Genomic DNA, 23398 nt, shown 5'->3' with positions numbered 1-23398 from the left:
TAGGCCTGCTACACCGCCGGTTGCCGCGGCAGGCACCAGGAAACTAGCACCGTCATGGCCAGGACAACCACGCCCAGGGCGAGAATCGCAGCCACCGGGCCGATGCCCTGAGTCGACGCGAAGGTATAAATCCCCATGCTCACCAGCATCGCGGCGTTCTGAAAGAAATTCTGGACCGCCACGGCGCCGCCGCTGCCGACGGTATGATGACCGATCTGCTGGATCGCCGCGTTAAGCGGCACGACGAACAGGCCGCCGGCGATGCCGATGGCCAGCAGCGTCGCCCTGGCCGGCCACAGGCTATCGACACCGGCCAGGAGCAGAAAAAATAGGCTCAGCGCATACGCGGCAAGCCGTGCACGCCGGATGTGCTCCAGGGGAATTAGGCGCGGGACTATACCTGAGCCAATGACGATGCCGACGGCGAGAAACAGGGTCAGCTGCGCGATTTCCCCCGCGGTTTGCGTATCGAGCACTTGCGGCGCCCAGGTTACGAGAATAATTCTCAGAGTGGCGGCAGAGGCCCAGAACAAGCTCAGGGCGATTAGAACTAACCGGGCACGTTCTGATTTCAATAGCTCTTTGATTACGTGCACCAGTTTGGTCAAGGACGAACCGGGGCGCGCGCCGCGTGCCGGCAGCCTGGGCAAGAGGAGCGTAACCCCGGCGGAAATGACATAGAACGCGACGGTCAAGGCAAGCGCCAGATCGATCGAGGCATCGGCGAGCTTCGCTCCGATCACGGTGCCCAGCAGGATCGCGGCGATGGTCGCGCCTTCGATCCAACTGTTGATCCTGACCAACCGCGTGTGATCGGCCAGTTCGGGCAAGATCCCGTATTTGGCGGGGCTGTAGGTTGCCGCACCCACGCCGACGACGGCATAGCCGATCAGAGGCTCGACGCCGAGCAGTATCAGAAGTCCGCCGAGTGCCTTGACGACATTCGCCAAAATAAGAACCTTCGGCTTCGAATGCCGGTCGGCGAACGCTCCGACCCAGGGCGTCAGCATCACGAACGCCACCAGGAAAACGCTTTGCAGGGCCGGGACGTACCAGGGGCCGCGATCACCGCTTTGCAGCACGATGGCGATGACCGTGAAGAGCATGGCGTTGTCCGAGAACGCGGAGAGAAACTGCGCAGCGATCAGCGAACGAAGTCCCCGGTTCATGATTCGCTCCCTTCCCGGACGAATCCGGTAAGCGCCGGATAATCCACCTTGCCGGTGGCAAGCAGGGGCAGTTCCTTGAGCACCCGGATATCCTTGGGCAGACAGAGTTCGCCGACACCCTCCTGCTGGGCTCGGGTCGTCAGTTCGGCGCGATCGGCGTTCCGGTACTCGGTGGCGAGTACGATCTTTTCGCCTTTCTTGGGGTCGGACAGCGCAACCGCCGCGTGCCGCTGTCCCGGCCAAATTCGCGCGGCCAGCTCTTCGACCGCGTTAAGCGACACCATTTCCCCGCCGATCTTGGCGAACCGTTTGACGCGGCCGAGAATGCTGACGAAACCTTCCTCGTCGATGCGGACGATATCGCCGGTGTCGTACCAGCCGAGTCCATACTGCGAGGCGGGCGGCTCGAGTTCGCCCGAATGCCCGGGGCGGAGATAGCCCAGCATGACGTTGGGGCCGGTCACGTGGAGGCGCCCTCCCTCGGTTACGCCGGGAACCTCTTCCAGCCGCCATTGGATGCCGGGGAAAAAGCGCCCCACCGTGCCTTCCCGGTAGTACATGGGCGTATTGGCGGATAATACCGGCGAAGTTTCCGTGGCCCCGTAGCCTTCCAGTACGCGGAGTCCGAATTTCTCGGCCCAAAGCTTGCGGGTATCGGCTTGCAGTTTTTCCGCGCCGGCGAAGACATAGCGCACGCTATAAAAATCGTAGGGATGGGCATGCTTTGCATAACCGTGGAGAAAGGTATTGGTGCCGAACAGGATCGTGGCGTTGATGTCGTAGGCCACTTCGGGAATGATTCGGTAATGCAAAGGCGAGGGATACAGGAACAGGCGCATGCCGGACAGCAAGGGCAGCAGCGTGCCGGCGGTCAAACCGAAGGCGTGAAAGACGGGCAGAACGTTGAGGATGACGTCCTGGGCATTGAAATCGAAGCGTGCGGCGAGCTGTTCGCGGTTGGAGAGGAGGTTGGTATGGGAAAGCATGACGCCTTTCGGTTCGCCCTCCGAACCGGAGGTGAACAGAATTACCGCCGGATCATCCGGGTTGCGCCGGCCGCGGTACCAGTAATCGGCGGTGAGCGCGGCGAGGAAAGCCCTGAGCTTGTCCCGGGCGCCCAGCTCCCGGCCCAGGTCTTCGAGATAGATCACCCTCGCTTTTTCCGACAAAGCCTCTACGGATTCCTCCAATTTCGCCGTGGCGACGAAACGACGGGCCGTGACCACGGTCTTGATTTTCGCCGTGGCGCAGCTCGACAGGAGATTGCGGGTGCCGGCGCTGAAATTCAGCATGGCGGGGAGGCGCCCGTGAACTTGAAGCCCCAGGAATGCGGCTACCGTACCGCTCAGGTTGGGCAGCAAGAGACCGACCGCTTCGCCGTCTTCGGCTTTTTCCGCCAGTTTGCGGCCCAGGGCGAGGACTTGTGCGATCAGCCGATCATAGCTGAGGGGTTTCCGCTGTACGTCCTCGAGCACGCGATGCCCGCCGCCGTGAGTCCTCCGTGCGTCGAGCAAGGCCGAGAACACCGTCCGCCGGTAATTGCTCGTCTCGAACATCATCTCGCTCATCAAATCGGACAACATGAGCCCGACCTGATGCCGCCGCTCGGGACCAGTGATGTCCGACGGCGGACTGACTTCGCGAGGCGGCAGAATGTTCAGCGTGATAGGCGGAAACCAGCGCAGCCGCACCACCCCGTGCAGACGGGAAAATATGGTGTATTGAGTGCCGTCGATTCGGATCGGCAGAACCGTTGCGCCGGATTTTTCGGCGATCAGCCCGGCGCCGTCGTAAATCTTCATCAAGGCTCCGGTCACCGTGATGCGTCCTTCCGGAAAAATCACCGCTTTGCGGTCCTCTTTCAGATAATGGGTCAGGGCCTTGACCGACAGCGGCTGGGTGGGGTCCATCGTAAACACCTTGGCGAACCTGAGAGCCGGCCGCACCCACCAGTGCTGGGCGATGTGGGTATTGATCGCGAATGTGACCTCGTCCGGCAGAAAGACCCACAAGAGTATCGGGTCGAGGTAGGACGAGTGATTGGCGGCGATCAGGACTCGAGCCCCCGCCTTTTGGTAGTTTTCGAGACCGACGACTTTGACGCGGAACAGCCGGGCGAGAATCCAGCGAAGCATTATTTTTATCATGGTGTTCACCTCCGAGAAGAAAGTCTAGGTCAAAAATAAACAGTGTTCAATATATTCCAGTGCGGTGAACAGATTAATGCGCAACCTCGGCAAACCGTCGCAATCAAAGGTAATATAGGACCCGTCCGCAACTCTGATACCCGTCATGACTCTGAAAACTCTTCGCCTGTCTTGCTTCGTGCTTTTTCCATGTCTGCTGCTCGGTGGCTGTACGCCGCTCATCCATCCCTCGGGACCCGAACATGTTGAACCGCAGCTCCGTAAAGCCCATTTCGTCGCTACGGATGGCGCCGTTTTGCCGGTGCGATCCTGGCTTCCTCACGATGGCAAAGCCAAGGCGGTGGTCGTGGCGCTCCACGGTTTCAACGATTACAGCAATGCTTTCACCATGCCCGGCCGCTATCTGAGCGAGCACGGAATTGCCTTGTACGCCTACGATCAGAGAGGCTTCGGGAATGCGCCGGGACGGGGCCTCTGGGCCGGAATGGATGCCTATGTCGACGATCTGAGACAATTCACGCGACTCGTCGGCAAGAACCATCCGGGCAAACCGGTTTATATCCTCGGCGAGAGTATGGGCGGAGCCTTGGCGATTGTTGCGACGGCATCGGAACGGCCTCCGCTGGCCGATGGGATCATTCTCTCGGCACCGGCCGTGTGGGGCAGGAGCACCATGCCCTGGTATCAACGGGCCTTGCTTTCGATTTCGGTAAGTACCGTGCCCTGGCTTCAGTTGACCGGGGAAAGCCTCGGGATTCTCCCTTCCGACAATATCGAGATGTTGCGCGGTCTCGGTCGCGATCCCCTGGTCATAAAGGAGACGCGAGTCGATGCGATTTACGGGCTGGTCAATCTCATGGACGAGGCGCTTTCGCGAGTTGAGCAGCTGAATAAAGAGGTTTTAGTCCTCTATGGCGAGCACGACCAAGTGATCCCCAAAGAGCCCGTTTCCCTAATGCTGAAGAAGCTGTCGAAAACCGGGACCGCCCGTGTCGCGCTTTACGAGCAGGGTTACCATTTGCTGCTGCGCGATCTGAGCGCCGCCAAGCCTTGGGCCGATATCGCGGCGTGGGTTGCGGATAGGTCCAAACCCTTGCCGTCGGGAGCCGACAGGCGGAACATGCTGGCTTTCCTCAATCCTTGAGGCACTAGAGCATTTTCCGGTTTGACGTAGCGCCCGAAGTAGGTCGGCAATCCTTTGCCGACACCTTCGCCGGCAAAGGATTGCCGACCTACCACATGCGGGGCGGTTTTCCCAGTCTACGCCGGTCACTGTGGCGAAAAACGCTTAGGGCGCGAGTAAAACCGCGTCCGGTGGGGCTGTTACCGGCCGCGTATAAGAAGCGGCTTATAGCGCCGGGAGGTGGGGGATTCCGTTGGAACCCGTCGCGCCGCCGTAACCGGCGTAATGACTATCAGCCTTTCCGGAGTGCTTTGGCCAACGCCTCCGCCATGGCGCCTTGCGGTTTGGAGGAGGGTTCCTGCCGTGGCTTTTTGGCTCTGGGTTCGGCTGTCCTACCCGAGGTGCGCGACGAATCCCGCTCCGAACCGGGAGTGGGGGCCGCATCCTTTTTCATCGACAGACCGATGCGGCGTCTCGGTACGTCCACTTCCAGCACTTTCACTTTCACCACGTCTCCCGCCTTGACCACCTCGCGCGGGTCTTTGACGAACTTGTCTGACAAGTGCGAGATGTGGATCAGGCCGTCCTGGTGCACGCCGATGTCGACGAAAGCGCCGAAATTGGTGACATTGGTGACGACGCCTTCGAGCATCATGCCGGGTTTGAGGTCCTCGATCTTGTCCACGCCTTCCTTGAACTGTGCGGTCTTGAATTCCGGACGCGGATCGCGGCCGGGCTTTTCCAGCTCGCGCAGAATGTCGGTGACGGTCGGAAGGCCGAAGCGTTCGTCGGTGTAATTCTCGGCGTTGACGCCGCGTAGGAAGGCCGCGTTGCCGATCAATTCGCGGATATCCTTGCCGGTGGTGCCGATGATGCGTTCCACCACCGGATAAGCCTCGGGGTGCACGGCCGAGGTGTCGAGCGGATTGTTCCCGTTCATGATGCGGAGAAATCCGGCCGCCTGCTCGAAGGTTTTTTCTCCGAGTCGCGGGACTTTTTTGAGATCTTCGCGGCTGTTGAAAGCGCCGTTCTGGTTTCGGTATTCGACGATGTTCTGGCTGATGGTCTGGGACAGTCCGGAAACGTAACGGAGCAGCGAAGCCGAAGCCGTGTTCACGTCGACGCCCACGGCATTCACGCAGTCCTCGACCACCGCGTCGAGGCTTTTGGAGAGCTGCGACTGGTTCACGTCGTGCTGGTATTGGCCGACGCCTATGGCCTTGGGTTCGATTTTTACCAGTTCGGCCAAGGGGTCCTGCAAGCGGCGGGCGATCGAAACGGCACCGCGCAGGGATACGTCGAGATCCGGAAATTCCTTGGCGGCCAGCTCGGACGCCGAATAAACCGATGCCCCCGCCTCCGACACCATCACCTTGGTGATATTCAATTCGGGATGGCGCTTGATGAGATCGCCGACCAGCTGATCGGTCTCGCGGGAGGCGGTGCCGTTGCCCGTGGCGACCAGTTCGACGCCGTGCTGGGCGATCAGCCGGGCCAGCGTTGCGATCGATTGATCCCACTGATTTTGCGGCACGTGGGGGTAAATCGTCGCGGTTTCCAGCAGCTTGCCGGTTTTGTCCACCACCGCGACCTTGACGCCGGTGCGTAGCCCCGGATCCAGGCCCATGGTGGTGCGGGGGCCGGCGGGCGCCGCAAGCAGCAAATCCTTGAGGTTCTTGGCGAAAACCTGAATCGCCTCGGCTTCGGCGGCTTCGCGGAGGCGCTGCTTGAGGTCGAGGTCGATGCGGGTCAGGATTTTGACTTTCCAGGCGTAATGCACCGTGTCGGCCAGCCAGCGGTCCGCGGGCCGCCCTTTGTCGGCGATGCCGAAGGTCCTCGCGATCAGGCTTTCCGCGGCTTTATGCGCGGCGTCCTCATCCTTGCCGACTTTCAGGGCCAGGTCCAGCACGTCCTCGTTGCGTCCCCGGAACAGGGCCAGCGCGCGATGGGACGGGATCTTCGCGATAGGCTCGGCGAAATCGAAATAGTCCCGGAACTTCGCTCCGGCCTGTTCTTTCCCATCGGCGACCGTCGAGGCGAGGATGCCCTCGTTCCAAATTCGTTCACGCAGCTCGGCCAGAAGCCCGGCGTGCTCGGCGAACCGTTCCATGAGGATTTGCCTTGCCCCTTCCAGCGCCGCCGCGACGTCGGGAACGCCTTTGTCCGCATCGACGTATTGCTGTGCTTCCGTCTCCGGTACCAGGGACGGATCGCCAAGCAAGGCGTCGGCCAGGGGTTCCAGACCGGCTTCCCGCGCGATTTGGGCCTTGGTGCGCCGTTTGGGTTTGTAGGGAAGGTAAAGGTCTTCCAGCAGGGTCTTGGTGTCGGCGGCGAGAATGGCTTGTTCCAGCTCCGGAGTCAGCTTGTCCTGTTCTCGGATGCTGTCCAGGATGATCTGGCGGCGGTCCTCGAGTTCGCGGAGATAAGAGAGCCGAACTTCCAAGGTTCTGAGCTGGGTATCGTCCAAACCGCCCGTCGCTTCTTTACGGTAGCGCGCGATAAACGGTACCGTGGCCCCTTCGTCCAGCAGGTCCACGGCTGCCTGGACCTGTCTTTCTCGGACGCCGAGCTCTTCAGCGATACAGGCGATGATGTTCATCAACAAACCTCAAGAGTGGGAAAAGGGGTAAAAGTTTAGCATTCGCGGATGTATCCAAAAATCCGCGGGCGGATTCACAAGGGCTTTTCGGCGATGACGATGGTGGGGTCGTCGGTCTTGGTATGGCAGGTGAATGCCAGCCGTTTCATTAAGCCGAGCATTTTGACGTTGTTTGCCAGGATTTCGCCCCGCAAAGATTTGAGCCCCATCTCGCGAGCGGCGTCGATCAGGCAGGACATCAGCCGTGTACCCAACCCACGGTGCTGCCATTCGTCGGCAACCACCAGGGCGAATTCGGCGGTTTCGCCATCCGGATTGGTGAAATAGCGCGCCACGCCGAGTTCCGTTTCTTCGGCCCCGGAATCGACGATGGCGACGAGCGCCAGTTCGCGGTCGTAATCAAGCTGAGTCAAACGTATCAGCATGTCCTGACTCAATTCCTGCAAGGCGTTCATGAAGCGGAAGAATTTGGCCTCGGGCGAAAGCTGCTTCACGAAACGCTTCTCGATTTCCGCGTCTTCGGGACGGATCGGCCGAATGATGATGTTGGTGCCGTCGGCGAGCTGATACTGTCTAATCAAGTGGCCGGGATAGGGGTGGACAGCCATGTGCCCGTAGGGCCGGCGTCCAGGCTGCGGCTCATGCACCGCAATGCGGGCATCCAGGGCGAACACGCCTTGGTCGTCCGCCACCAGAGGATTGATGTCCATCTCCTTGATCTCGGGGAGTTCGCAGACCATCTCCGAGAGCCGCAGCAACACTTGTTCGATCGCCTCCAGCTTGACCGGCGGGAGGTTGCGGAACTGTCCGAGCAGCCGTGCGACACGGGTTTGGCCGATCATCGTCTGGACGATGTGCTCGTTGAGCGGGGGCAGGGCGACCGCACGGTCCTTGAGGATTTCCACCGCCGTGCCGCCCGAGCCGAAACTCACGACCGGGCCGAAAATCGGATCGTCGACCACGCCGACCAGCAGTTCCCGGCCGTTGCGGTTACGGTACATCTTTTCGACCGTTACGCCCTCGATCCGCGCGTTCGGCCTTCGGGCTTGCACCGTCGACACCAGATCGTTATAGGCGTTCCGCACCGTCTGGGCGCTGTTGATGTTGAGCCGGACGCCGTCGACATCGGACTTGTGGGTGATGTCCGGCGACAGGATCTTCAGCGCGACCGGAAAACCCAGGTATTCGGCCGCCGATAACGCCTCGTTGGGCGAATGGGCGTTCAGCGCCGGCGGCACGGGAATGTCGAAGGCGCGCAGAACGGCGCGGGTCTCGAGCGAGGATAGCAGCGTCCGCCGTTCCGCCAGGGCGCCCTCGATGATGAGGCGGGCGCCGGTCAGGTCGGGCATCTGGTGCGAGGCCAACGGCCCCGGCACCTGCATCAGCATCTGTTGGTTACGGTGATATTCCGCCAGATAGCCGAACGCTTCGATGGCGCTCTCGGGGTTCGCGAAGGTCGGAATCTGATGTGCGGTAAACAGTTCTCGCCCTTTTTGGACGTAGGTTTCTCCCAGCCAGCAGGTGAGTATCGGCTTGCGGCTCTGTTCGGCGGCGCGAATGACGGCCTCCGCGGCTTCCGTGGGATCGGTCATGGCCTGCGGCGTGAGCAACACCAGGGCGCCGTCCACGCTTTCGTCGGCCAGACAGACCTCGACGGCCGCCCGATACCGTTCGGGGGTGGCGTCGCCCAGGATATCGACGGGATTATTGTGCGACCACTGTTTGGGCAGCACCGCGTTCAGCTTGTCGAAGGTCGGTCCGCCCAGTTCGGCGAGCCGGATGCCTTGCTCGACGGCCCGGTCGGTTGCCATCACCCCCGGTCCGCCCGCGTTGGTGATGATCACGAGGCGATTGCCTCGAACGCGGTGCTGGGTCGCGAGGAGCTGGGCGGCGGCGAAAAGCTGTTCGATGGTGGTGGCCCGAACCACGCCGGCCCTTTGCAGCGCGGCGTCGAAGACATCATCCGAACCGACCAGCGCGCCGGTGTGCGACATGGCCGCTCGGGAGCCTTCGGCATGGCGGCCGGCCTTGATCACGATCACCGGCTTCATGCGAGCCGCGGCCCTGAGCCCGCTCATGAAACGCCGCGCATCACGCACGCCTTCCACGTACATCAGGATGCTGCGGGTTTCGGGATCGAGAGCGAGATAGTCTAGGATGTCCCCGAAGGTGACATCGGCTCCGGCGCCTAAGGACACCATGGTCGAAAAACCGATGCGATGGGCGCTCGCCCAGTCCAGAATCGCCGTGCAAAGCGCTCCCGATTGGGAGACGAGGGCGAGCGAACCCGGTTCCGCGACATTATTGCTGAAAGTGGCGTTGAGGCCGACCGAAGGGCGCATCAGCCCTAAACAGTTGGGACCGAGAATCCGGAGCCCGTAGTGCTTGCCTTCTTCCAGCAAGGCCCGCTCCAGCATTCGGCCGTTGCCCTCCTGTTCGGCAAATCCCGCCGAAATGACGATGGCGGCCTTGACCCCTTGTTGGCCGCAAGCGCGGATGATGAGGGGGACGGTGGCGGCCGGCGTTGCGATGATCGCGAGATCCACGTGTTCCTTCACCTCTTCGATCGACGAGAAACAGACCTGATCCCGGACCAGTTGATACTTGGGATTGATCGGGTAGATCGGGCCTTGAAAACCGCCGTCCAAGAGATTTTGATAGATCCGCGCGCCGACCGAGTCGGGCAACTCGCTGGCCCCGAACACGGCTATGGACTTCGGGCTGAACAAATGCTCGAGGTAATGGCGTGCCATATCGGCCTCAGATTCTGGTGAGGAGGATTTCGCCGATTTCGCCGTCGGTGAGCGTTACCGGATTGGTCTGCATGCTGGTGCCGCGGGCGTTGGCGACGATCTTAGGGATGTGCGCCGATTCCACGCCGAAATGGCCGAGGCGCTTCAGAGCCAGCCGTTCGGTCCAATCGTGCAACTGTTCGACCAAGGCGTTGCAAGTTTCCATCTGGGTTTTGAAGCCATGGCCGGTCAGGAGTTCGGCGATACCGGCGTATTTCTTCAAGGCCGGATTCTCCGGAGCTCTCTCCCGCAGTGCGCGGATATTGATGGCCGTGGCTTCGGCGAGCAGGGTGCCGCAGGCGAGACCGTGCGGGATCGGATAGAAGGCGCCCAGCGGCGCGGCGAGCCCGTGTACCGAGCCCAGTCCCGCCTGCGCCAGGGTGACGCCGGACACGAGCGATGCATAAGCGATGGCGCTGCGCCCGGCTCGGGCTTGCTCGCCGTCGCCTCCTTTCAATGCTGCGAAGAACCCGCCGCAAAATGCTTCCATGCCGCTTTTCGCGAGGGCGTCGGTCATCGGGTTGGCGCGAGCGGAAACGTACGATTCCAATAATTGCGTGAACGCGTCCATGCCGTCGGCGGCGATGAGATCCGGCGGGCAAGTGTCGAGCAGATCGGGATCGACGATCGCGTATTCGGGAACCAGGCAGTCATGGCGGAACGATTTCTTGAAGCCGTGCTCGCCGCGCACGCTCAAGACGGCGTTCTTGGTCGCTTCGCTGCCGGTGCCGGCGGTGGTGGGCACGGCGATGAACGGCGTAGCAGGTCCGGTGTAAGGAATGTTACGGCCTACGCCCTCGAGGTGATCCATGACCGAATTGCCGTGGGGCAGGAGTCCCGCGATGGCCTTGGCGGCGTCCAGCACGCTGCCGCCCCCGATGGCGACCACCAGGCCGATGTTGCGGCCATGAAATGCGGCGACAGCATCGTCCACCAACTGCGGCGTGGGCTCGTCACTGACGGTCATGTGTTCGAAGATCATGCCCTGCTCGGTCAGGTTATCCGTCAGCCAGGGCCAGCGCGACGACGAGCGGAAGGAGCGCACTCCGGTGACGAGCAGCGCTTTGTGACCGTAGGAGCGAGCCAGTTTCGGGAGTTCCGCCAATTGGCCGGAACCGAAAAGAATGCGGGGAAGGCGAGAAATCGAAAATACAGGGATAGTCATGAATGCGTCTGGCTGCGAGCCCTGCGGCGGTGGATCGCGACATAAATTCCAACCAGGACGATGCTGAATAAGATCACGTCGATGACCGCGTGTTCCGAATAGCGCGCGATCAGCTCCTGGTTTTCACCGATGAAATAGCCGATCCAGCTGAGCACCGATACCCAGATCCCCGCCCCGAGCAGCGTGTAAAAGCTGAACTTGAGATGATTCATGTTGGCGAGGCCGGCCGGTAACGAGATCAGATGTCTCGCTACGGGCAGGAGCCGCCCGACGAAGGTGGAGATTTCGCCGTGCGCGAGGAAAAACTTCTCCACCCGGTTGAAGTGCTCCTCGGTAATCCAGACGTACTTGCCGTATTTGATCAGGAGCGGCCTGCCCAGCCAGCGCGCGACGAAATAGTTGGCGTAAGCCCCGACCAGGCTTCCCGCCGTTCCGCTGAGGATCACCAGGATCATGTCCATCTTGCCCTGCTGGGCCAGATAGCCCGCGGGCGGCATGACGATTTCGCTGGGGATGGGGAAAACCGAGCTTTCCATGGCCATCAGCAGAAAAATTCCGGTGTAGCCCATCGCGCCGATGGTCGTCACCAGCCAATTGATCAGTTCATGCATCGGGAATTCCTTAATCCTGAAAGAGAGGGCTGTTTGTCAAAGCAATCCGCCTTGCAGAGGCACGAAGCTGACAGGTTCGATGATTTCCGCCTGAAACCCGACTTCCGTGCGCGTAATCAGCTGTAGAAACTGCTCGCGTCCGTCGCCGATGGGTATCACCATGACACCACCCCGTGCCATTTGGTCGAGCAGTGGCTGCGGCAGCTCCGGCGGTGCCGCGGTGACGATGATGCCGTCGTAGGGCGCGTAATCGTCCCAGCCCCAGCCGCCGTCACTGTGCTTCATGCGCACATTGCGCAGGTGAAGATCCTGAATGCAGCGGCGGGCGCGCTGCTGAAGGGGGTAAATGCGTTCCACCGAATGAACCCGCTTTACGAGTTGCGCCAATACAGCGGTCTGGTAACCCGAGCCGGTGCCGACTTCGAGCACCTTGTCCAACGGGCCTTTTTCCAGCAGCAGTTCGGTCATGCGAGCCACGATATAAGGCTGGGAGATCGTCTGGTTGAATCCGATCGGGAGCGCCGTGTTTTCGTACGCACGGCTCGCGAAAGCCTCTTCGACAAAAATATGTCTGGGCGTTTCCAGCATGACGGCTAGCACAGACTGATTGCTGATTCCTTGTTCCTTCAATCGGCTGACCATGCGCTCCCGCGTTCTGCGGGAGGTCATGCCGATACCCTGAAGCCGACGGTTCATGGAATAACCTCACGCGGAAGCCAGTCGGCCAATCGCTGAAGACTTTCGTAACGGGTCAAATCGATTTGCAAAGGTGTGACGGATACGTAGTTGTTGCGTATGGCGTGAAAATCGGTGCCGGGTCCGGCATCTTGCTCCGGACCGGCGGAGCCGATCCAGTAGATCTCGCGCCCGCGCGGGTCGGTCGTCCGGATCACGGGTTCGGCCTTGTGGCGCTGGCCCAGACGAGTGGATTGGAAGCCACGAAGCTCTGTCAGGGGAATATCGGGCACGTTGACGTTCAGTATAGTATCGGCCGGCAAGGGGTGTTCCTGGATCTGTTTGAGCAAGGTGACGGCAACTTGGGCTGCCGTGTCGAAGTGCTGCGGATTGCTCGACGCCAAGGAGACCGCGACCGCCGGAAGCCCCAAAAAACGCCCTTCGGTGGCTGCCGCCACCGTGCCGGAGTAGATAACGTCATCTCCCAGGTTGGAACCGTGATTGATGCCGGCGAACACCATGTCCGGCTCCTCATGTAACAATCCCGTGATAGCCAAATGCACGCAATCGGTCGGTGTGCCGTCGATCTTGATGAAGCCGCTTTCGGTTTGGCTGACGCGCAAAGGTCTGTCCAAGGTTAGCGAATTGCTCGCTCCGCTGCGGTTTCGTTCGGGGGCAACAACCGTCAGTCGCGCCCGTTGCCCCAGCGCATTTGCCAAGGCGATCAGTCCTTGGGCGGAATAACCGTCGTCGTTGCTCAACAATATATGCATCAGGCATGCTCCCCCTATTCCTTGACCATTTTACACAAGAACCGGGCCAGTCGGCGCATCTGCTGCGATAGGCGGCTGATGGTCGGCGGGTACAGCCGGCTTCAACTATCGATAACAGATAAGGGGAATTGCGGCATTGGCGGCTCTGCCTTGACGCTGGTTAACGAATCCTCGACGATTGCAAGATTGTCATGGAAGTCGTCACCCCGGCAGGGATTGCCGGGGTCCAGAGGCCATGGATGGCAGAGGCGGATCACATCCCTGTGCCCTGGATTCATGCCGGGCTGTCCTGCCCGACACCCTTCGGGCGCGATGCGTGCAAACCGGGCGTCCTGCCGGTTTGTCATGCCGGGCTGTCCTGCCCGGCACCCTTCGGGCGCGATGCGTGCAAACCGGCTGTCCTGCCGGTTTGTCCGGCACAAATTCGCCCGGAGCGACCATTCGGCCGGGAGCCGAATGGGACAAACGAAGTTTGCCCAACGGGCGAAAGCCAAGGACGGCTTTGGTCTATTTGGACGTGCGCAGCACGGTCCGAAGGACGAGTCCCAGGGAAGGGGCGAGCACAAAACCGTCGGGAACGGTTTTGGACCGCCTGCGGCGGGTCCGAAGGACGAACCCCAAGGACGGGGTGAGCACTCCCTGCCGGAATGACGGCAAGAAAAATGTATAGATATGGTCCATCCGAACTTACCCCACCAAGGATTTCATCCGATGAACTCGCAACGTTTGAATATGCTGGCCGAGAAGCTCCGCGCCAACGCTCTGTATCAGAAATATGCTCGCCTGCCGACGCTAGCTCAAAAGCTTATCCTGGTGAGCTCGATCACTTTCCTGACGACCTTGTTTCTGGTCGTGATGTATTTCTTTGTCGATCCGATCATCGCCATGGGGGCCTTCGCCAGCATTCTGGCTGGATTGGCCACGGGATTCGGTGCCTTGCCCGCTCTACTGTTCAAGGATGTTTCCAGCAGGACCCTTTATCTGATGCTGGGCGGAGCCGCCGGCGTGATGCTGGCAGCCACGGCGTTCTCGCTTATCGTTCCGGGCATCCAGGCCGGCAATCAGCTGTGGCCGGGTCTCGGTGTGTACGTGGTTGCGGCGGGGGTCATGATCGGCGCGGTTTTTCTGGTATTGGCGGATAGTTGGCTGCCGTATGAGCGGTTTCTGGGCGAAAGCCGAGAAACCTTCGACTCGCTGCGAAAGATTTGGCTCTTTATCGCCGCGATCGTCATGCACAACCTGCCGGAAGGCATGGCCGTCGGCGTAAGTTTCGGTTCCGGCGACTGGCACAACGGAGCAGCCTTGGCGATCGCGGTCGGTCTGCAGAATATCCCCGAAGGCTTGGCGGTGGCGATGCCGCTGGTGGCCTTGGGCTATCGGCGGCAACAGGCGGTATTGATCGCGACCTTGACGGGGCTGATCGAGCCGGTCGGCGGCTTTCTCGGCGTTGCCGCAGTCACGATGTTCTTGCCTTTATTGCCTATCGGTATGGCGTTCGCCGCCGGAGCCATGCTGTTCGTCATCAGCGACGACATCATTCCCGAAACCCAATCCCAGGGCAAAGCGCGCTATGCGACCTTTGCGCTGATGTTTGGCTTCATCATCATGATGATTTTGGACAACCTGATCACGACCTGAGTATCCGACCCTGTGGCTTGCAATCTGATTAACGAAGTAGGGGTGTGGCTGGATCGAAGCCTGCCGGCGATCGACTGGGCACGGTGGTGGGCGTCGTCGGGTACCGCGTTCGCGCTGGTCGCAGCAGCCGAGTTCGGCGACAAAAGCCAGCTGGTATGCATGACTTTGGCTGTGCGGCACCGGCACTGGCCTATTCTGCTCGGCGCCGTGTTCGCTTTTGCCGTCTTGAATCTAGTCGCCGTAGTCTTCGGAGCGGCGGCAGCCCGGTGGCTGCCCGATTCCGTGGTGTCCCTGGCGGTCGCTCTCTTGTTTGCGGTCTTCGGCGTGAAAGCTTTGCTTTTTAGGGAGGAAGAGGAGGGCGAGCTCATCAAGGCAAAAACCGGTCACGGCATCTTTTTGACGACCTTCCTGATGATTTTCCTTGCCGAATTCGGCGATAAAACTCAACTGGCGGTCGCCGGTTTAGGTGCGGCAGCACCGCCTGTGCCGGTTTGGCTTGGCGCCACCGCGGCTCTGGGCGTGACGTCCGCGTTAGGGATTTGGGCAGGCGCCACACTGCTCCGGAAGACGCCTCAGCGGGCGCTACATATCGCTAGCGGTTTGTTGTTTCTGGGATTCGCGGTTTTTGCGGCGTCCAGAATAGTGCCCGAGGAGTTATGGAGCTGGCTACAAAGCAGCTTCGATCGATTCGTCTCCACCGTTCGAGAACTGTTTTCATAACGCGCCGACAGCCGAAGTCGTTTCAGTTCGGGCTGCCGGTCAAGCCAGAGCTGTAGGATGCGGTGAGCGAAGTGAACCGCATCGTTCGCGATCTGGTCAGGCCAGATTCAATTCCTCCACCACGATACGCCGCCATCCAGTATTCGGCGGAACTGTTCCGTAGCGGGGTTTCCCCTTTGCCGTAGGAGATCGATCCATACCGAAGGATCCGCCAAATACATGCTTAGCTCTGCTCGGCGCGCAGTGTCTTGGAATCGTAGTTCGGGTCGATTTCCACCGTAGCGATCAAGTCCCGAACGTCCTTCCGTTTTCGATTGGCCACGAACTCCCGGAGTGCCCGCTCGACCAGTTCACGCTTAGTCTTGGCATCGGAATACTTGAAAGCCTCTCTGACCTGCTCGTCGTTAAGAACGATGTTCGTACGCATATCAATACACTTCCTGGGGTGTATTTTGGCGCCATGCCGGAGGCGACGTCATAGGAAACAGCGCATCTTGGCCATAACTTAAGGCCGACAGAAAAACCTTTAAAGTTTCCGCCGTGGTGTCCGATAACGTTTACGAGAGTTGAATGCACAGCGCTGATGTCCTTGAGCTCGTCGATTTGAAAAATCCTAAAAGTTGAAGGAGACGATCATGTCCCAAGTGATTAATACCAATATTTCCTCGCTTAACGCTCAGCGCCAGTTGCTGAAGTCATCCAACGCGATGCAGACTGCAATGCAACGCTTGTCGTCCGGTGTGCGCATTAATAGCGCAAAAGACGACGCAGCCGGCCTTGCCATTGCAGACCGGATGACCGCGCAAATTAAAGGTTTGAATCAGGCCGCCCGAAATGCCAACGACGGCATTTCCATCGCGCAAGTCGCCGAAGGCGCCTTGGGAGAGGTCACGAACGCGCTGCAGCGTATGAGGGAACTGGCCGTACAATCCGCCAACGATACCAATACCGCGACCGATCGTGCTTCCCTGCAGAAGGAAGTGGCTCAGTTGCAGCAGGAGATTACCCGTATCGCCACTCAAACCCAATTCAACGGAAAAAATCTGCTGGATGGCTCGTTCACGAGTGCGAAATTTCAGGTTGGTGCGTATGCCGATCAGACGATCAGTTTCTCGATCGGGAACAGCAAGGCGACCAATATCGGATCGAACAGTCTCACCAATACGACGGGTACTGCGGTAGAGGCGGCGGCGGCAAGTGCTGATAAGACTGCTTTGACCGCTCTCAACCGTGTTGCGGCACAAAATCTAACGGTTACCGGGAATATCGGGTCCGCGACCTTGGCCGTAGCAAACAATGATTCAGCCAATGCGATCGCGACGGCTGTGAATAACGCCACGGCATCCACGGGCGTAACGGCAACGGCGCTGACTAAAGCAACTCTTTCCGGTCTAGCCGCTGCCGGTACGTTGACGTTTAATTTGTATGGTTCGAACAGCAGCGCCGTTGCGATCTCGGCAAACGTCTCCAGTACTGGCGATCTCACTTCGCTGGCGGAAGCCATTAATGGTGCGGCGGCAAGTACCGGTATCACCGCAGAACTGGATGCTTCGAGAAGTTCGATCACGCTGAGCCAAGCCGAAGGTTACGATATTGTCATCGAAGACTTTTTAAATAGCGCCGGCGCGGGCGGTACTATCAATTTCCAAGGCTTGAACGCTGACACCGGGGCAACGGAAGGTGCCGCCGCTACCTTGGGCGCAGCGGTGGGAACAGACTCTAGTAAAGTGGTCGGAACCCTCATGTTTAGCTCCGCAAGCTCGTACACCGTCACCACGGATACGACGGGTACCTTGTTCAGTGCAGCGACGAATGCAAGCACTCTAAGTGCAGTGGGAAGCATTAACGTCGGTACTCAGTCGGGGGCAAACTCGGCTATTAAGTCTGTCGATGGTGCACTCGCTTTCGTTGACGACCTCCGCGCCACCCTGGGCGCTGTCCAAAACCGCTTCAGCTCAGCGGTAGCCAATATGCAGGCCACTTCGCAAAACATCAGCGCCGCAAGAAGCCGTGTGTTCGATGCCGATTTCGCGGCTGAAACGTCCGAGCTGAGCCGGAATCAGATCCTGCAGCAGGCCGGTACGGCAATGTTGGCACAGGCGAATGCCTCAACCCAAAACGTGCTCTCGCTGCTTCGGGGTTAATTTCCGAGCTGGCTAAACCGGAAAGCGGGAACACTGAGGCGTTCCCGCTTTCTTCTTCGAGCAATAGGAGATCGATATGGAAGCCCCGATAGCTTTAGGCAATGTAACGGCTCTGAAGCCGAACATGGTGCGCCGCCAGACGGCAGACGAGGTGGGCTCTGAAACCCTCGCCGCAGCGGGAAGCACCGGGGCGGTAGAGCAGGTTTCTACGGTTAGGGCGGTTCCCCCGGCTTTGGCCGCCGAGGCGTTTGCTTCCTCGGGAAGAGAAGGAGAGAAGCGGCAGGACGAAGTCGCCCATGCCGTGCGCAATTTCAACGAATTTTTTCAAATGGTGCGGAGAACGGTCCAGTTTTCCATTGACGAAGATTCGGGCCGAACGATAGTGCAAGTCAGGGATGCCGAAACCGATGAACTTATTCGCCAAATCCCCTCGGAAGAGATTTTGCGACTCGCAAAACATTTAGACGAATTCAAAGATGGATTTAAAGGCATGTTGTTGAAAGAAAAAGTGTGAGTTTGGAGGGTTTGTCGGTTCGGCTGACGAGTCCGCGCGGCCGAATCGGTCCAAGCGTAAGGCGCGGATATATCCTTATCGGGACAGAGCGGCAACAGGCAAGGCGGAGGGTTTGATGGCAGGTATTACATCGACGGGGCTCGGATCCGGCCTCAATATATCCAGCATGGTCAGCCAATTGGTGCAGGCGGAGCGTGCTCCGTTCGCTGCCCGTTTGGATCGGCAAGAAGCCGAGATCCAATCCAAGATTTCCTCGTTTGGAAATTTCAAGAGCGCTTTATCGGCTTTTCGGGATAGCCTCTCGGCGTTGAAAAACCTGAGTAGTTTTCAAAAGATCGGCGCAACTTCCAGCGACAGCAGTATTGTCAGTGCTTCGGCGGAAAGCAATGCCGATCTGGGTAATTACAAGATCGAGGTCAAGCAACTCGCGCAGAGCCACGCACTGGCAACCGGTTACTTCGCATCGGCCAACGCAGTGGTTGGAACCGGGACTTTGACGCTGAAATTCGGCACTACGGACTATACGCCGCCGGTGGATGCCACCCCGGGTAGTTATAACGGATTTACCCAAAATCGCGACAAAGGCACGCTGACCCTTGAGATCGACTCGAGCAACAATACCCTCAGCGGCATCCGAGATGCTATCAACAACGCCAAGGCCGGAGTGACTGCGGTTATAGTCAACGATAGCGGCGGTTCTCGCCTTGTACTGAATTCGAGTGAAACCGGCGCCGAGAACAGCTTGCAGATCAGCGTAGCCGATGATGATGGAAATTCGGTCGACGCCTCAGGCCTGTCCGTCCTGTCTTTTAATGCCGCCGCTGCTAACCTCCAGCAGACCCAGATGGCGTTGGACTCGAAAATCGCTATCAATGGACTTGAGGTTACCAATGCGAGCAACACGATCAAAGATGCTCTTAAAGGGGTGACGTTAAATCTTCAATCCGCTCAATCCGAGAAGATCGTCAATGTGTCGGTCAGCCAGAGCAATGACGACATCAAAAAGCTTATAGAAGGTTTCGTAAAAAGTTTTAACGAATTGGCAAAGACGGACCGAAGCTTAACCGGCTATGACGCAGCCCAGAAAGCAGGCGGAATTTTACAGGGCGATCCCACGGTACGCGGCGGTATGGGGCAGCTTCGCTCGGAACTGGGACGATTTATCCAAGGTCTCGAAGGTTCGGCGAAAACCTTGGCCCATATAGGAATCCGAACGCAAAGAGACGGCACCCTCAATTTGGACAGTTCCAAGCTAAACGAGGCGCTAAATGCGGATCGGAGCAGCGTAGCCGCTTTGTTTGCGGCCATCGGGCGTCCCACGGATTCCGGGGTGATATATTCCAGCAATACCGTCGATACCAAGCCGGGAACTTATGCGGTCAATATTACCCAAGCAGCTACCCAGGGCTTTCTGAACGGCGGTGCCGTCAATTCATTGGTGGTGGACGGCGACAACGACACCTTCAAGATCAAAGTCGATGGGGTCTTGTCGGCAGATATCACCTTGACGCAAGCGACCTATAGCAATCATGCGGCTCTGGCGGCAGAGATTCAATCCCGCATCAATGGCGACAGTGCCCTCAAAGCAAAAGGTATTTCAGTCGGCGTGAGTTATGACGATGTCAACAATCGATTTGTCATTCAATCCAAAAATTATGGCTCGGAGTCTCAAGTTGAAATCACGCAGGTCGATATTAATAGTGAAGCGACCTTGGGATTAAAGCTCGCCTCTAGTTCGACGGAGGGCACCGGGGGCATGGATGTCGCCGGAAGCATCGGAGGTTTGGAGGCAACGGGCAAAGGGCAAGAATTGACCGCAACGGCGGGCGATGCCCAGGGGCTTAAGCTTCTGATCTCGGATACCAAGACCGGCGACCGGGGCGAGGTTGGTTTTTCCCGTGGGCTGATAGAACGACTGGACAAGGTGCTTGCCGGATTGTTGGACAGTAAAGGAGCCATAAAGGCGCGTACTGACGGTCTGGAAAAGAATCTCGAGAAAATTCAAGAAAGCCGAGAGCGTTTAGAGAGTCGAATGAGTGATTTCGAAAAGCGTCTTCTGGATCGATTCAATAAGATGGATGCTCTTTTGGGGCAGTTTCAGAGTATCAGCAGTTATTTGAGTCAGCAGTTGGCCGCTTTGCCATTGGCTAACCAAAACAAGAAATAAGAAGAGGTTATACGCCATGAGACCCGCTCAGTTTGCATTGAATCAGTATCGGCAAACTACCGTGCAGGCGAGTGCCGAGTACGCCGATCCGCATACTCTGATAATGATGCTTTTTAATGGGCTGAACGAAAAAATTTCCGTTGCCAAGGGCGCGATACAAAGGGGGGAGCTCGCCGAGAAGGGCCAAGCCATCGGCCGTGCAATTGAAATCGTCGGCTACCTCCAAGCCTGTCTGGACTTGGATAACGGCGGCGAAATCGCGGTAAATCTGGATCGACTTTATACCTATGTTACCGAGCAGCTGTTTTACGCCAGCGCGCAAAACGATCAGAGTGCCCTGGACGAAGTCGGCGGTTTGATAAAGGAGATCAAGAGTGCTTGGGAGGCGATACGAGAGCCGGTTCCGTCTCAGACTGTTGAAAACAGGTTAGCTTCAGCAAGCTTTTAATCGTCCGAGACCGGGTATGCCGCGATGTCAGATCTGACGCCCGAAACCGAGAAGCTTCTTGCAATGTGCCGTTCGATCCTAACGGCGGCCGAAGGTATGGAGTGGGAGAGGGTTGCTCGGCTGGAGAGGGAACGGATGCCCCTGATTGAGAAACTGTTTTCGCCGGCCTATCTTGAGAAAAGCGATAACGAGTCTTTGGTTCGTTTAGTCGAGGAAGTGCAGACCATCGACGGGAAGGTTATGTCTTTGATTGAGGCGGAAAGAAACCAAGCTGCTCAAGAACTACGCATGCTCAGAAACTCCCGGCAACGCGAGCAAGCTTATCGATCGGCTGAAAATGAGTGAGTTCAAAGAGTCCGGACACGCACTCGCATTCCGGGACCAGGGTCGGTGTCCGCACCATCAAGCCCGGTTCAATATCCATTCCAATACCATCTTGCTGCCGAAATAGGCCAGCATTAGCGACACAAAGCCTCCTAGCGTCCAGCGGATAGCTATGGTTCCCCGCCAGCCGTAGCGAGCTCGTCCGATCAGTAGTACGCCGAACAAGACCCAGGCAAGGATGGACAGCACGGTCTTATGGGCCAAATGCTGAGCGAACATGTCTTCCAGAAAAATAAAGCCTGTGAGCAGTGACACGCTAAGAAACACGAACCCGGCCGCAATCAGCTGAAACAACAGGGATTCCATGGTTTGCAGAGGCGGGAGCGAGCGTAGCAAGAGGTCGGAATGGTGGCTGCGCAGCCGCCAGTCCTGAAACGCCAGCAGCGCTGCCTGAAAGGCGGCAATATTGAGAAAACTGTAAGCGAGCATGGAGACCACGATGTGAATGGTCAAAGGCCAGGAAAGGTCTTTCACCGTGTGAACGCTCTCCGGGATGCTGAGTTTTAGCAGAAGGACCAGCGCGGCCATCGGAAAAATCACCATCCCGAGTTTATCCACCGGTTTCGCGAGAGCCGTCAGGAGCAAGATGGCTACGATCACCCAAGCCACTAACGACATCGCGCTCAGAAAGCTGAGGTTGAGTCCTTCGTTAGTCTGAAAGCCGCTGGTGAGCGCAAGCCCGTGCAAAACGGCGGCGAACCAACCGAGTGTCAAGGGTTTCAACCGCCGAAGCGTGGGTGTCTCCATGGCCGCATAGTCGTTCTCGCGCAGCGAGCGAATCAGGGTAAGAGCGGCAGCGACATAAGTGGCGATCGCTATGGCGCCAAACAGCGTAGAATTCATTTAAATCATGTCCTCCTGAGCTCTCTAGTCTGGCATAATGGCCGATCAAGATGAAGTAATCTGGGTATTTCCATAGCCCGTAGGATTAAGAGCCATGTTTGACAACCTTACTGAACGCTTAACCCAATCGCTCAAAAAAATTCGCGGTCAGGGCCGATTGACCGAGAGCAATATTCAGGACACCTTGCGAGAGGTGCGTATGGCCCTCTTGGAAGCCGATGTGGCTCTACCGGTCGTCAAGGATTTCATCGAGCACGTCAAGACACGGGCCTTGGGGCAGGAGGTTCAATCCAGCCTTACGCCGGGCCAGGCGCTAGTGAAGATCGTCAATGAAGAATTGGTCGCTATTATGGGCAGTGCCCACGAGCGGCTCAGTCTGGCGACGCAGCCGCCGGCGGTGATTCTGATGGCGGGTCTCCAAGGCGCCGGTAAGACTACTACGGTTGCCAAGCTGGCCCGCTGGCTTAAGGATAACGAGCGCAAGTCCGTGGTGGTCGCGAGCGCCGATATCTATCGTCCGGCCGCTATCGATCAACTGCAAACTCTTGCTGCTGAGGTGGGCGCCGATTTTTTCCCGAGCGATCCGACGCAGAATCCGGTGGATATCTCCCGCAATGCCGTCGAATATGGCCGGAAGAAATACAAGGACGTCGTAATTATCGACACGGCCGGCCGTCTTCATATCGACGACGAGATGATGGAGGAAATCAGACAGATTCACTCCGCCATCAACCCGATCGAAACGCTATTCGTAGTTGACTCGATGACCGGCCAGGACGCCGCCAATACCGCGAAAGCATTCGGCGACGCACTTACCCTGACCGGTGTCGTTCTGACCAAAACCGACGGCGATGCCAGAGGTGGCGCGGCGTTGTCGGTTCGCCACATCACGGGCAAGCCCATCAAATTCTTGGGTGTGGGTGAAAAGACAGCTGCCTTGGAACGTTTTCACCCCGATCGAATCGCGTCCCGAATCTTGGGCATGGGCGATGTCCTGAGTCTGATCGAGGAAGCCGAGCGCAAGATCGATAAGACGAAAGCCGAAAAACTGGTCAAGAAGATTCAGAAGGGCAAGTCTTTCGACTTGAACGACTATCGCGATCAACTGCTGCAGTTGAAGAATCTGGGCGGCGTCGCCGCAATGTTCGACAAGCTTCCCGGCATGGCAAACGTGCCGCAGCACGTGAAGGAAAAAGTGAACGACAAGGAAATGATTCAGCAGATCGCCATCATCAACTCGATGACCAAGCAAGAGCGGGCATTTCCGGATGTGATCAACAACTCGCGAAAACAGCGCATCGCAAAAGGCGCGGGCACGGATATGCAGAACATCAACCGTCTGCTGAAGCAGTATGATCAGATGCAGAAGATGATGAAGAAATTCAAGAAGGGCAATCTGATGAACATGCTGCGCGGGATGAAGGGCAATCTAGGACGGGGGATGCCGTTTTAGGGCGATTCGTGGTTTGGCATCACGCCCGCCTCG

The 23398-nt window shown here is 58.5% G+C and carries 19 protein-coding genes; 9 read left to right on the top strand and 10 right to left on the bottom strand.

Annotated features, from left to right (window positions below):
* Positions 1-8 precede the first annotated feature (8 nt).
* Both lplT and ACR2R1_RS07370 read right to left on the bottom strand, forming a co-directional pair.
* Positions 9-1169: a lysophospholipid transporter LplT gene (gene lplT, locus ACR2R1_RS07375; RefSeq protein ID WP_156879845.1), complete on the bottom strand. Its 1161-nt coding sequence runs from the start codon at positions 1167-1169 to the stop codon at positions 9-11.
* Positions 1166-3316: an AMP-binding protein gene (locus ACR2R1_RS07370; protein WP_434113334.1), complete on the bottom strand. Its 2151-nt coding sequence runs from the start codon at positions 3314-3316 to the stop codon at positions 1166-1168. Before ACR2R1_RS07370 ends, lplT begins: the two co-directional genes overlap by 4 nt.
* A 145-nt stretch (positions 3317-3461) precedes the next feature.
* Here ACR2R1_RS07370 and ACR2R1_RS07365 point away from each other — a divergent pair, with 145 nt between their 5' ends.
* Positions 3462-4460 (top strand): alpha/beta hydrolase, encoded by a 999-nt coding sequence (locus ACR2R1_RS07365; protein ID WP_077732483.1) that lies wholly within the window; start codon positions 3462-3464, stop codon positions 4458-4460.
* Between the two features lie 271 nt (positions 4461-4731).
* Here ACR2R1_RS07365 and ACR2R1_RS07360 read toward each other — a convergent pair whose 3' ends face one another.
* The 6 genes from ACR2R1_RS07360 to surE all read right to left on the bottom strand — a co-directional run bounded on the left by ACR2R1_RS07360 (position 4732) and on the right by surE (position 13054).
* A complete protein-coding gene (locus ACR2R1_RS07360) occupies positions 4732-7038 on the bottom strand; it encodes a Tex family protein (RefSeq protein WP_156879847.1) in 2307 nt (768 codons plus the stop codon).
* A gap of 74 nt (positions 7039-7112) precedes the next feature.
* Positions 7113-9791, bottom strand: a complete 2679-nt coding sequence (locus tag ACR2R1_RS07355) for a bifunctional acetate--CoA ligase family protein/GNAT family N-acetyltransferase (RefSeq protein WP_156879848.1) — start codon at positions 9789-9791, stop codon at positions 7113-7115.
* Between the two features lie 7 nt (positions 9792-9798).
* Positions 9799-10995: an iron-containing alcohol dehydrogenase gene (locus ACR2R1_RS07350; RefSeq protein ID WP_156879849.1), complete on the bottom strand. Its 1197-nt coding sequence runs from the start codon at positions 10993-10995 to the stop codon at positions 9799-9801.
* Positions 10992-11606, bottom strand: coding sequence for a DedA family protein (locus ACR2R1_RS07345; protein WP_434113331.1), 615 nt, complete (start codon positions 11604-11606; stop codon positions 10992-10994). The genes ACR2R1_RS07350 and ACR2R1_RS07345 overlap by 4 nt, the downstream gene beginning before the upstream one ends.
* 36 nt (positions 11607-11642) lie before the next feature.
* Positions 11643-12302: a protein-L-isoaspartate(D-aspartate) O-methyltransferase gene (locus ACR2R1_RS07340; protein ID WP_434113329.1), complete on the bottom strand. Its 660-nt coding sequence runs from the start codon at positions 12300-12302 to the stop codon at positions 11643-11645.
* Positions 12299-13054, bottom strand: a complete 756-nt coding sequence (surE, locus tag ACR2R1_RS07335) for a 5'/3'-nucleotidase SurE (protein ID WP_077732477.1) — start codon at positions 13052-13054, stop codon at positions 12299-12301. Before surE ends, ACR2R1_RS07340 begins: the two co-directional genes overlap by 4 nt.
* A gap of 711 nt (positions 13055-13765) precedes the next feature.
* Between surE and ACR2R1_RS07330 the strand changes: the two genes are divergently transcribed.
* Both ACR2R1_RS07330 and ACR2R1_RS07325 read left to right on the top strand, forming a co-directional pair.
* Positions 13766-14692 carry a ZIP family metal transporter gene (locus ACR2R1_RS07330; RefSeq protein WP_086133561.1) on the top strand — a complete coding sequence of 309 codons (927 nt, stop codon included), beginning with the start codon at positions 13766-13768 and terminating at the stop codon, positions 14690-14692.
* A gap of 12 nt (positions 14693-14704) precedes the next feature.
* Positions 14705-15412, top strand: a complete 708-nt coding sequence (locus tag ACR2R1_RS07325) for a TMEM165/GDT1 family protein (RefSeq protein WP_434113327.1) — start codon at positions 14705-14707, stop codon at positions 15410-15412.
* Between the two features lie 223 nt (positions 15413-15635).
* Here the strand turns inward: ACR2R1_RS07325 and ACR2R1_RS07320 are convergent, their stop codons facing one another.
* Positions 15636-15839, bottom strand: a complete 204-nt coding sequence (locus ACR2R1_RS07320) for a type II toxin-antitoxin system VapB family antitoxin (protein ID WP_077732474.1) — start codon at positions 15837-15839, stop codon at positions 15636-15638.
* A 208-nt stretch (positions 15840-16047) separates the two neighbouring features.
* Here ACR2R1_RS07320 and ACR2R1_RS07315 point away from each other — a divergent pair, with 208 nt between their 5' ends.
* From ACR2R1_RS07315 to ACR2R1_RS07295, 5 genes are all read left to right on the top strand, one after another.
* Positions 16048-17556 (top strand): flagellin, encoded by a 1509-nt coding sequence (locus ACR2R1_RS07315; RefSeq protein WP_077732473.1) that lies wholly within the window; start codon positions 16048-16050, stop codon positions 17554-17556.
* Positions 17557-17680: 124 nt separating this feature from the next.
* Positions 17681-18070, top strand: a complete 390-nt coding sequence (locus ACR2R1_RS07310; protein ID WP_168175539.1) for a flagellar protein FlaG — start codon at positions 17681-17683, stop codon at positions 18068-18070.
* Positions 18071-18185: 115 nt separating this feature from the next.
* The gene (fliD, locus tag ACR2R1_RS07305) at positions 18186-20237 is read left to right on the top strand and encodes a flagellar filament capping protein FliD (RefSeq protein ID WP_086133545.1); all 2052 of its coding nucleotides are present in this window, start codon (positions 18186-18188) and stop codon (positions 20235-20237) included.
* A 16-nt stretch (positions 20238-20253) separates the two neighbouring features.
* Positions 20254-20685 carry a flagellar export chaperone FliS gene (gene fliS, locus ACR2R1_RS07300; RefSeq protein WP_077732470.1) on the top strand — a complete coding sequence of 144 codons (432 nt, stop codon included), beginning with the start codon at positions 20254-20256 and terminating at the stop codon, positions 20683-20685.
* A gap of 24 nt (positions 20686-20709) precedes the next feature.
* Positions 20710-21030, top strand: coding sequence for a flagellar protein FliT (locus ACR2R1_RS07295; RefSeq protein ID WP_156879850.1), 321 nt, complete (start codon positions 20710-20712; stop codon positions 21028-21030).
* A gap of 57 nt (positions 21031-21087) precedes the next feature.
* On the opposite strand, the gene ACR2R1_RS07290 is transcribed toward ACR2R1_RS07295, so the two are convergent.
* Positions 21088-21912, bottom strand: coding sequence for a cytochrome C assembly family protein (locus ACR2R1_RS07290; RefSeq protein ID WP_347258515.1), 825 nt, complete (start codon positions 21910-21912; stop codon positions 21088-21090).
* Positions 21913-22006: 94 nt separating this feature from the next.
* On the opposite strand from ACR2R1_RS07290, the gene ffh reads away from it, so the two are divergent.
* Positions 22007-23365 (top strand): signal recognition particle protein, encoded by a 1359-nt coding sequence (ffh, locus tag ACR2R1_RS07285; RefSeq protein WP_434113323.1) that lies wholly within the window; start codon positions 22007-22009, stop codon positions 23363-23365.
* Positions 23366-23398: the final 33 nt, after the last annotated feature.

This window comes from Methylocaldum sp. GT1TLB (genome assembly GCF_051027445.1).
Classification (GTDB): Bacteria; Pseudomonadota; Gammaproteobacteria; order Methylococcales; family Methylococcaceae; genus Methylocaldum.
This window is presented reverse-complemented; position numbering and strand designations above follow the sequence as displayed.

Excerpts from the sequence above, each read along its gene's own strand:
- lplT (WP_156879845.1), bottom strand. The coding sequence starts at position 1,169 with ATGAACCGGGGACTTCGTTCGCTGATCGCTGCGCAGTTTCTCTCCGCG.
- ACR2R1_RS07370 (WP_434113334.1), bottom strand. The coding sequence starts at position 3,316 with ATGATAAAAATAATGCTTCGCTGGATTCTCGCCCGGCTGTTCCGCGTC.
- ACR2R1_RS07365 (WP_077732483.1), top strand. The coding sequence starts at position 3,462 with ATGACTCTGAAAACTCTTCGCCTGTCTTGCTTCGTGCTTTTTCCATGT.
- ACR2R1_RS07360 (WP_156879847.1), bottom strand. The coding sequence starts at position 7,038 with ATGAACATCATCGCCTGTATCGCTGAAGAGCTCGGCGTCCGAGAAAGA.
- ACR2R1_RS07355 (WP_156879848.1), bottom strand. The coding sequence starts at position 9,791 with ATGGCACGCCATTACCTCGAGCATTTGTTCAGCCCGAAGTCCATAGCC.
- ACR2R1_RS07350 (WP_156879849.1), bottom strand. The coding sequence starts at position 10,995 with ATGACTATCCCTGTATTTTCGATTTCTCGCCTTCCCCGCATTCTTTTC.
- ACR2R1_RS07345 (WP_434113331.1), bottom strand. The coding sequence starts at position 11,606 with ATGCATGAACTGATCAATTGGCTGGTGACGACCATCGGCGCGATGGGC.
- ACR2R1_RS07340 (WP_434113329.1), bottom strand. The coding sequence starts at position 12,302 with ATGAACCGTCGGCTTCAGGGTATCGGCATGACCTCCCGCAGAACGCGG.
- surE (WP_077732477.1), bottom strand. The coding sequence starts at position 13,054 with ATGCATATATTGTTGAGCAACGACGACGGTTATTCCGCCCAAGGACTG.
- ACR2R1_RS07330 (WP_086133561.1), top strand. The coding sequence starts at position 13,766 with ATGAACTCGCAACGTTTGAATATGCTGGCCGAGAAGCTCCGCGCCAAC.
- ACR2R1_RS07320 (WP_077732474.1), bottom strand. The coding sequence starts at position 15,839 with ATGCGTACGAACATCGTTCTTAACGACGAGCAGGTCAGAGAGGCTTTC.
- ACR2R1_RS07315 (WP_077732473.1), top strand. The coding sequence starts at position 16,048 with ATGTCCCAAGTGATTAATACCAATATTTCCTCGCTTAACGCTCAGCGC.
- ACR2R1_RS07310 (WP_168175539.1), top strand. The coding sequence starts at position 17,681 with ATGGTGCGCCGCCAGACGGCAGACGAGGTGGGCTCTGAAACCCTCGCC.
- fliD (WP_086133545.1), top strand. The coding sequence starts at position 18,186 with ATGGCAGGTATTACATCGACGGGGCTCGGATCCGGCCTCAATATATCC.
- fliS (WP_077732470.1), top strand. The coding sequence starts at position 20,254 with ATGAGACCCGCTCAGTTTGCATTGAATCAGTATCGGCAAACTACCGTG.
- ACR2R1_RS07295 (WP_156879850.1), top strand. The coding sequence starts at position 20,710 with ATGTCAGATCTGACGCCCGAAACCGAGAAGCTTCTTGCAATGTGCCGT.
- ACR2R1_RS07290 (WP_347258515.1), bottom strand. The coding sequence starts at position 21,912 with ATGAATTCTACGCTGTTTGGCGCCATAGCGATCGCCACTTATGTCGCT.
- ffh (WP_434113323.1), top strand. The coding sequence starts at position 22,007 with ATGTTTGACAACCTTACTGAACGCTTAACCCAATCGCTCAAAAAAATT.